Source organism: Vibrio sp. B1-2 (assembly GCF_963888445.1).
GTDB classification, from domain to species: Bacteria; Pseudomonadota; Gammaproteobacteria; order Enterobacterales; family Vibrionaceae; genus Vibrio; species Vibrio anguillarum.
The window spans coordinates 1-475 of the sequence record NZ_CAWPJH010000039.1 but is presented as its reverse complement, the minus strand read 5'-3'; the positions used below and the strand labels follow the sequence as shown (position 1 = coordinate 475).

The following is a 475-nucleotide window of genomic DNA, read 5'->3' as shown; positions in this document are numbered from 1 at the left end:
ATTTGAGTACTCAATTCAGGAAAACGTTGACTCAACGACTGATATTCTTCTATTTCACCGAGAATAATTTCCAACTCACCCTGATGTTCACCACGCTCTGTCATCAAGACCGAGTATCCATCCATGGCTGAAGTTGACGGTTTGGAAATCCGAACTTTAGGCGATGAGCTCTCTCGGCAGATTATATCGAGTCCTCGAAAGAGTTCGGTTTGGAAATACTTTTTTTGCCTTCCGATCCCTTCACAACTCAGCCAACCTTTTTTCTCAAGTACTAAAATTTGACGATAAATGAACTTCCGGGCTTCTTCAGGATCGGGATCAACACCTTCAAGCAACAGCAATGCATCTCGAATTTCCACAACCGAAAAATTATCCATCTGTTTTTCAATCAACAGTTGATGCATAAACGCATTCATTTTTTGAGAACGATTCATTGACTATTCTAAAACCATAAAACTAAGGATTGCTTAGTATA

At 39.6% G+C, this 475-nt stretch carries 1 protein-coding gene; it reads right to left on the bottom strand.

Annotation, left to right across the window (positions count from 1 at the left end):
* Positions 1-434, bottom strand: a 434-nt coding sequence (locus AACQ75_RS11570) for a hypothetical protein (protein WP_170889835.1), incomplete at its 3' end; no start/stop codon positions are given.
* Positions 435-475: the final 41 nt, after the last annotated feature.